This is a genomic window from Bacillus sp. SD088 (assembly GCF_017355205.1).
Taxonomy (GTDB): Bacteria; Bacillota; Bacilli; order Bacillales; family Bacillaceae_C; genus Lederbergia.
On the sequence record NZ_JADIJK010000016.1, the window covers coordinates 105,950 to 112,908 of the forward strand.

At 38.9% G+C, this 6,959-nt stretch carries 7 protein-coding genes; 6 read left to right on the forward strand and 1 reads right to left on the reverse strand.

Going from position 1 to position 6,959, the window contains the following annotated elements:
• Nucleotide 1: 1 nt before the first annotated feature.
• From rpe to spoVM, 3 genes are all read left to right on the forward strand, one after another.
• Nucleotides 2–661 carry a ribulose-phosphate 3-epimerase gene (gene rpe / locus IPU53_RS15110; protein WP_207451864.1) on the forward strand — a complete coding sequence of 220 codons (660 nt, stop codon included), beginning with the start codon at nucleotides 2–4 and terminating at the stop codon, nucleotides 659–661.
• Nucleotides 654–1,307 (forward strand): thiamine diphosphokinase, encoded by a 654-nt coding sequence (locus IPU53_RS15115; RefSeq protein ID WP_207451849.1) that lies wholly within the window; start codon nucleotides 654–656, stop codon nucleotides 1,305–1,307. Before rpe ends, IPU53_RS15115 begins: the two co-directional genes overlap by 8 nt.
• A 316-nt stretch (nucleotides 1,308–1,623) precedes the next feature.
• Nucleotides 1,624–1,704 (forward strand): stage V sporulation protein SpoVM, encoded by an 81-nt coding sequence (spoVM, locus tag IPU53_RS15120; protein WP_057986724.1) that lies wholly within the window; start codon nucleotides 1,624–1,626, stop codon nucleotides 1,702–1,704.
• A gap of 325 nt (nucleotides 1,705–2,029) precedes the next feature.
• Here spoVM and rpmB read toward each other — a convergent pair whose 3' ends face one another.
• Nucleotides 2,030–2,218 carry a 50S ribosomal protein L28 gene (gene rpmB / locus IPU53_RS15125; RefSeq protein WP_207451850.1) on the reverse strand — a complete coding sequence of 63 codons (189 nt, stop codon included), beginning with the start codon at nucleotides 2,216–2,218 and terminating at the stop codon, nucleotides 2,030–2,032.
• 274 nt (nucleotides 2,219–2,492) lie between these two features.
• On the opposite strand from rpmB, the gene IPU53_RS15130 reads away from it, so the two are divergent.
• From IPU53_RS15130 to recG, 3 genes are all read left to right on the forward strand, one after another.
• Nucleotides 2,493–2,855 carry an Asp23/Gls24 family envelope stress response protein gene (locus tag IPU53_RS15130; protein WP_207451851.1) on the forward strand — a complete coding sequence of 121 codons (363 nt, stop codon included), beginning with the start codon at nucleotides 2,493–2,495 and terminating at the stop codon, nucleotides 2,853–2,855.
• A gap of 18 nt (nucleotides 2,856–2,873) precedes the next feature.
• Nucleotides 2,874–4,544: a DAK2 domain-containing protein gene (locus IPU53_RS15135; RefSeq protein ID WP_207451852.1), complete on the forward strand. Its 1,671-nt coding sequence runs from the start codon at nucleotides 2,874–2,876 to the stop codon at nucleotides 4,542–4,544.
• A gap of 167 nt (nucleotides 4,545–4,711) precedes the next feature.
• The gene (gene recG / locus IPU53_RS15140) at nucleotides 4,712–6,760 is read left to right on the forward strand and encodes an ATP-dependent DNA helicase RecG (protein ID WP_207451853.1); all 2,049 of its coding nucleotides are present in this window, start codon (nucleotides 4,712–4,714) and stop codon (nucleotides 6,758–6,760) included.
• Nucleotides 6,761–6,959 lie beyond the last annotated feature (199 nt).

The window sequence follows — 6,959 nt, forward strand, 5'->3', positions numbered from 1 at the left end:
TATTATGAAAATTGCACCCTCCATCTTATCGGCGGATTTTACGAAATTAGGAGAAGAAATTAGAGAAGTAGAAGCAGCAGGGGCTGACTATATTCATATAGATATCATGGACGGTCATTTTGTACCCAATATCACGATGGGACCTTTCATTGTAGATGCCGTTAAGACAATAACGAATTTACCATTGGATGTTCATCTGATGATTGAACATCCGGGGCAATATATCCATGAGTTTGCTCAAGCGGGAGCGGATTTCATTACCGTTCATGTTGAAGCTGACAAACATATTCACCGAACTCTGCAAGCAATTAGACAATTAGGTGTGAAATCTGGTGTTGTACTAAATCCTGCCACGCCTGTTTCTATGATTGAAAATATCTTGGAAGAAATCGATATGGTTTTATTAATGACAGTGAACCCTGGCTTTGGGGGGCAGGCCTTTATTGAAGCAGTATTGCCCAAGATCAGGGAAGTAAAAAACATGATCCAAGCTAAAAATTTAGATATTGATATTGAAGTAGATGGTGGGATTGACACGAAAACGGTAAAAATGTGTAAGGATGCAGGAGCAAATGTATTTGTAGCAGGTTCAGCCATTTTCGGGGTTACGGATCGAAAAATCGCCATTCAAGAAATCCGCTCCAGTATTGGAAATGAATAAAAAAAGCATAAATATTGTGGCTGGGGGTCCTCCGCAACTCATACCGGACCTAACCTTATATAATGATGAACATACAGTTTGGGTTGGGGTGGATCGTGGCGTCTATTATTTATTAAAACATAAGCTCAATCCAACCATCGCAATTGGTGATTTTGACTCTGTCTCTGCTGAGGAATGGAAGACCATTCAACAAAGTGTGAATGAATTGGACATGCATCAGCCTGAAAAAGATGAAACCGATATGGAATTAGCCTTAATATGGGCAACAAATCAGAATCCTGCGAGTATTAAAATTTTCGGAGCAACTGGGGGAAGATTGGATCATTTTTTAGCCAATGCGTTTATGTTAGTGAAATATCAGCAGCCTCATTCAAAACCGATTGAAATCATAGACCTGCAAAATGAATTAACTGTTTTTTATTCGGGACAGTATCAAATCAATAGTAATAAAAATAAAAAATATATTTCCTTCATTCCATTGACTAAGGAAGTCAATAGCCTATCTTTGACCGGTTTTAAATATCCACTTGTTGATCAAAATATTCATTTTGCTTCGTCCTTATGTATAAGCAATGAACTTATACAAAAAACTGGTACTTTTTCATTTGAAAAAGGCATATTAATGATGATAAGAAGTAATGATTAAGAGATAGCCTTATTTTAAGAGGATGTTCAAAAAGTCCGGTAAAAATGACACTGCGAATTTCTTCGTTGACTTGCTTCTGCGCTGCTCATGTATCTAAATCATACATTCTGCTGCTCGAAGACTTCGCTGCCTTGAACTTTCGACGTACAGGATGTACTAGTGTCGGTGTTGCTGACAGGACGTCAGCGTTTTTAACCGACTTGGTCCTTTTTATCTTCTTTTTTGAACACGTATTTTAAGGCAAGTACTTATCTATAAACATTGTATATAATGATTAAGGTAAATGTGGGTATTTTCTAGGTTAGGAGGGAATGAAGTGAGATTTTATACGATTAAGCTTCCAAAATTTTTGGGTGGAATTGTAAGGGCCATGCTAGGTGCCTTTAAAAAGGGGTAAGCCGCTGACCCTTATAGATGGGATAATCTGCTAAAAGAGGATGTTCAAAAAGAAAACGATAAACAAAAAAGCGTCCACTAAGGGCGCCTTTTTTGTTGCTTAGGAATTTATAAAATTCTAGCTTGAAGATAAGTAGCTTATGTTGCGATTTGGCGTCCAGCTCCAGCGCCTAGCCCGAGAGGCTCGCAGGATGCGAGTCCATCGGCGTTGCGCCAGGACGGCGCGAACTTAGCCGATGTTCCACTAAATAACCCTGAACCTATGAAGGGAAAAAGCCCCTTCCTAGGTTCAGGAACATTTGCTTGTCGGGGCTGACCAAGGTCTATTATACACGTTCAACTTTACCGGCTTTAAGTGCTCGTGTAGAAACCCAAACACGCTTAGGTTTACCATCTACAAGGATTCTTACTTTTTGAAGATTCGCTTTCCAAGTACGTTTATTCGCATTCATTGCGTGTGAACGTCTATTTCCAGATTTTGTTTTACGACCTGTTACGACACATTGTTTTGCCATTTTGTATTCCCTCCTGTCACTGAAGTCAAACTATTGCTTCGTTCATTCCTTCAAAATTCCTCAGACACTTAAATAATTTACCATATATATATGTTGATTGCAATGTTGTAAAGTGGCGAAGCTTTAATTTTTTAAATCTAGGTATTCAAAACAAGCAATACTTTAAAAAAAGCTGACAGTATAGTAAAATATTCTTATCTATGTTATGAGTGCGTTATAATTAGAGTGTAATTGTAAGCTGTGGAGGATTTCGACCAATTAAGGAGGAATATGCATGTCCATAGAATTGAAAAATAACTACGGTCATATTGATATATCCAATGAAGTAATCGCAATTACTGCGGGTGGAGCTGCGATTGATTGTTATGGGATTGTCGGAATGGCTTCCAAGAATCAAATCAAAGACGGTCTGACTGATATTTTACGAAAAGAAAATTTCACTCGTGGAATCATTGTCCGCCAGGAGGAAGATGCTCTACACATAGATATGTATATTATTGTGAGTTATGGAACGAAAATATCTGAAGTCGCTCATAACGTACAATCCAAAGTCAAATATACACTTGAACAGACAATAGGAGTTGCCGCTGACACGGTTAATATTTATGTTCAAGGCGTCCGTGTAGTGAACCCGTAATGGAGGAGGAAAAAATTAGTGTCTATACAATCATTGGATGGAAATCAATTTGCTGAAATGATCATAAAAGGAGCCAACCATTTAGGAGCCAATGCTCAAATGGTCGATGCATTAAATGTTTTTCCAGTACCTGATGGCGATACGGGAACAAACATGAATCTTTCTATGACTTCTGGTTCAAAAGAAGTCCAAAAAAATAAACAGGCTCATATTGGAAAAGTCGCCATGGCCTTATCGAAAGGTCTATTAATGGGAGCTCGTGGGAATTCAGGAGTGATTTTATCTCAGCTTTTTCGCGGGTTCGCTAAAGATATTGAACAAAAATCTGTTTTACATGCAAGTGAATTTGCGAACGCTTTTGAGGCTGGAGTCAAAACTGCTTATAAAGCTGTGATGAAACCAGTAGAGGGGACTATATTGACTGTTGCGAAGGATTCTGCTCAAAAGGCAATCGAATCCGCTAAATCAGAAGATGACATTATTGTCATTATGGAATCAGTACTCAATGAGGCAAGAGCTTCATTAGAAAGAACGCCCGACTTATTACCAGTTTTGAAAGAAGTTGGCGTTGTTGATAGTGGTGGGCAAGGATTAGTTTGTGTATATGAAGGGTTTTTAGCCGCTTTAAAGGGGGAAGCCTTACCAGATAGACCTGTCCTTGAGCCAAGTATGGATGAGCTTGTGAATGCACAACATCATCAAAGTGTACAAGGTTTTCTACATACAGACGAAATTGTTTATGGGTATTGTACTGAGTTTATGGTGAAGTTTGATGAGCAGAAAAGGAAATTCTCAGAACAAGCTTTTCAAGAAGATCTTAGCCACTTCGGTGATTCTCTCCTTGTCATCTCAGATGATGATGTAGTAAAGGTCCATATACACTCTGAGAAACCAGGAGATGTCCTTAGCTATGGACAAAAGTATGGCAGTTTAATCAATATGAAAATTGAAAATATGCGTGAGCAGCATAGTTCAATTTTAGAACAAGATCAACAGCATCAAAAGGGAAGCAATTCAGCTCAAAAGGAGAAGCTGCCGTACGCTATGATCGCTGTTTCAATGGGAGAAGGCATTGCTGAACTATTTAACAGTCTAGGTGTTGAAAAGGTCATTGAAGGCGGCCAAACGATGAATCCTAGTACAGAGGATATTGTTAAAGCGATCCAATCTACCCATGCGGAAAAAGTTCTACTACTTCCAAATAATAAGAATATTATTATGGCGGCTGAGCAAGCTGCAGAAGTAGTGGAAGAATCCGTCTATGTTGTTCCTACAAAAACTGTTCCTCAAGGCTTAGCAGCTGTACTGGCCTTTAATCCTACACTTGCGCTCGAGCAAAATGGAGAAGGAATGAGTGAAGCTGCAAAAGAGGTTAAAACTGGGCAAATTACGTATGCGGTTCGTGATACAGTCATCGATGGGTTGTCAATTCAAAAAGATGATTTTATGGGAATCAATGATGGAGACATTGTCGAAGCCAATCAAGACTTAAAGAGAACAGTAAAAAATCTTCTTCAGCACATGCTTGATGAAGATTCCGAAATCCTGACGATCCTTTATGGAGAAGATACGGATGCGAGCGATGTGGACCAGCTAGTAGAGGATCTCAATGATCAATATCCAGATCTTGAAATAGAAGTACATGATGGGAAACAACCACTTTATCCTTATATCATTTCTGTGGAATAATCACCCAAAATCATAATTGTTATAGAATGGAAGGGGAAACCCTTCTTTTTTCTATCAAGGAAAAAATATAGAATAGATAGAAGTGAGTGTTCAAAAAGGAGGATAAAAAGGCCAAAGTCGGTTAAAAACGCTGACGTCTTGTCAGCAACATTGGGAGTGTAAAAAAGGTGAATAGTTTGCTTGAAGGATCAACAACATTATTAAACGGCATCGGGGAGGAAACGGCTGAAACTCTCTCTGAAATGGGAATTGACACCATTAATGATTTATTCAATTACCTCCCCTATCGCTATGAAGATGTCAGGTTACGTGATTTAAATGAAGTGGCTCATGATGAAAAAATAACCATCGAGGGAAAGGTGCATAGTGAGCCAGCGATTGTGTATTATGGCAGGAAGAAAAATCGACTAGTGATTCATTTACTTATCGATCAATATCTAGTAAAGACAGTCTTTTTTAATCGAGCATTTTTAAAAAGAAAGATATCGATTGGAGATACAGTAATTGTGTCTGGAAAGTGGGATAAACATCGCATGACGATAACTGGACAGGAGATTCAGATCAATCCCGCAGACCATACAAACGACTTTGCACCGATCTATCCATTAAAGGGATCAATGACAATTAAAGCTTTACAAAGATTTATGGAACAAGCTTTTAAAGAATACGGGGAGGATATCACGGAGACCTTACCTGAAATTCTTGTAACAAAATATAAATTACCAAGTCGAAAACTAGCTCTGAGAAAAATTCATTTTCCACAAAGCCTTACTGAAGTAAAGGAAGCCAGACGCCGCCTTATTTATGAAGAATTTTTCTTCTTTCAATTAAGGCTACAGGCTTTTCGAAAATTAAAAAGGGAAGCGTCTACCGGGCTCTCACAACACTATCAGCTTCAACTTTTAAAAGTATTTATACAATCTCTTCCTTTTGAATTAACCAATGCCCAAAAAAAGGTAGTCAATGAAATTTGCAGGGATTTAAAATCATCATACCGGATGAATCGTTTATTACAAGGGGATGTCGGTTCAGGTAAAACTGTTGTAGCAGCTATAGGACTTTATGCTAGTGTAACAGCTGGTTATCAATGTGCATTGATGGTGCCAACAGAAATTTTAGCAGAGCAACATTTTACCTCCTTAGCAAAACTATTCGAACAAACGGACGTAACGATCGAATTATTAACCAGCTCAGTAAAAGGTAAAAGGCGGGAAGAGATCCTGGGCAAATTGGCTAACGGCGAGATTGATATTCTGATTGGAACACATGCACTTATTCAGCAGGATGTCGTTTTCGCGAAATTAGGCTTAGTCATTACAGATGAACAACATCGTTTTGGGGTTGAGCAACGGAGAATTTTACGTGAAAAAGGCGAAACACCTGATGTATTATTCATGACAGCAACACCCATTCCTCGAACCTTAGCCATCACTGTCTTTGGAGAAATGGATGTTTCAGTTATCAATGAAATGCCATCAGGGAGAAAACAAGTTGAAACCTACTGGGTGAAACATAATAGTATTGATCGTGTTTTTGAATTTATTGATAAAGAATTAGTGAAGGGAAGGCAAGCTTATATGATTTGCCCTCTTATTGAAGAATCAGACAAGCTTGATGTTCAAAATGCTATTGATGTATATGAGGTGCTGTCGCAGTATTTTCAGGGGAAATACCATGTCGGACTCATGCATGGGAAATTACCAGCAAAAGAAAAAGATGCCGTGATGCGATCCTTTAGTGAAAATCAAATCCAATTACTCGTTTCGACAACGGTAGTAGAAGTTGGAGTCAATGTTCCTAATGCGTCGTTAATGGTGATTTATGATGCTGAACGTTTTGGCCTTTCCCAGCTGCATCAGCTTCGCGGCAGAGTAGGTAGAGGGAGCGAGCAATCATACTGTATCCTATTAGCAGATCCTAAGTCAGATAACGGAAAAGAACGGATGAGAATCATGACTGAAACTACAGATGGGTTTGTATTAAGCGAGAGAGATTTAGAGTTGCGTGGTCCAGGCGATTTTTTTGGAAAGAAACAAAGTGGGTTACCTGAGTTCAAAATTGCGGATATGGTTCATGATTACCGCGCTTTAGAAGCAGCTCGCAACGATACGGTTACATTATTGGAACAGGATGACTTTTGGCAAAGTCCCGAATATGCATCATTACGAGACTATTTAGCAAGGACAGATGTTTTAAATGGTGAAAAGTTGGATTGAGAACAAAAGCGCAAGCGCCCGTTTAGCGACGTACAAACTTTTTAAGCTTCTGACGAGATAAAGGAAACATCATGAGCTTGGAAAGCGAATGGATGTTGACTTATCGTAGGAAGAAGCTGAAAGTTTGCTAGTCGCTGGGCGCTGGAGCTGGATGTCAAGCCGCATCGTAAACAGTTATCCACAGGTTACAATTTTATAA

What these genes read in the sequence shown, in the direction of transcription:
- IPU53_RS15115 (WP_207451849.1), top strand. Translation starts at nt 654, where the DNA reads ATGAATAAAAAAAGCATAAATATTGTGGCTGGGGGTCCTCCGCAACTC.
- rpmB (WP_207451850.1), bottom strand. Translation starts at nt 2,218, where the DNA reads ATGGCAAAACAATGTGTCGTAACAGGTCGTAAAACAAAATCTGGAAAT.
- IPU53_RS15130 (WP_207451851.1), top strand. Translation starts at nt 2,493, where the DNA reads ATGTCCATAGAATTGAAAAATAACTACGGTCATATTGATATATCCAAT.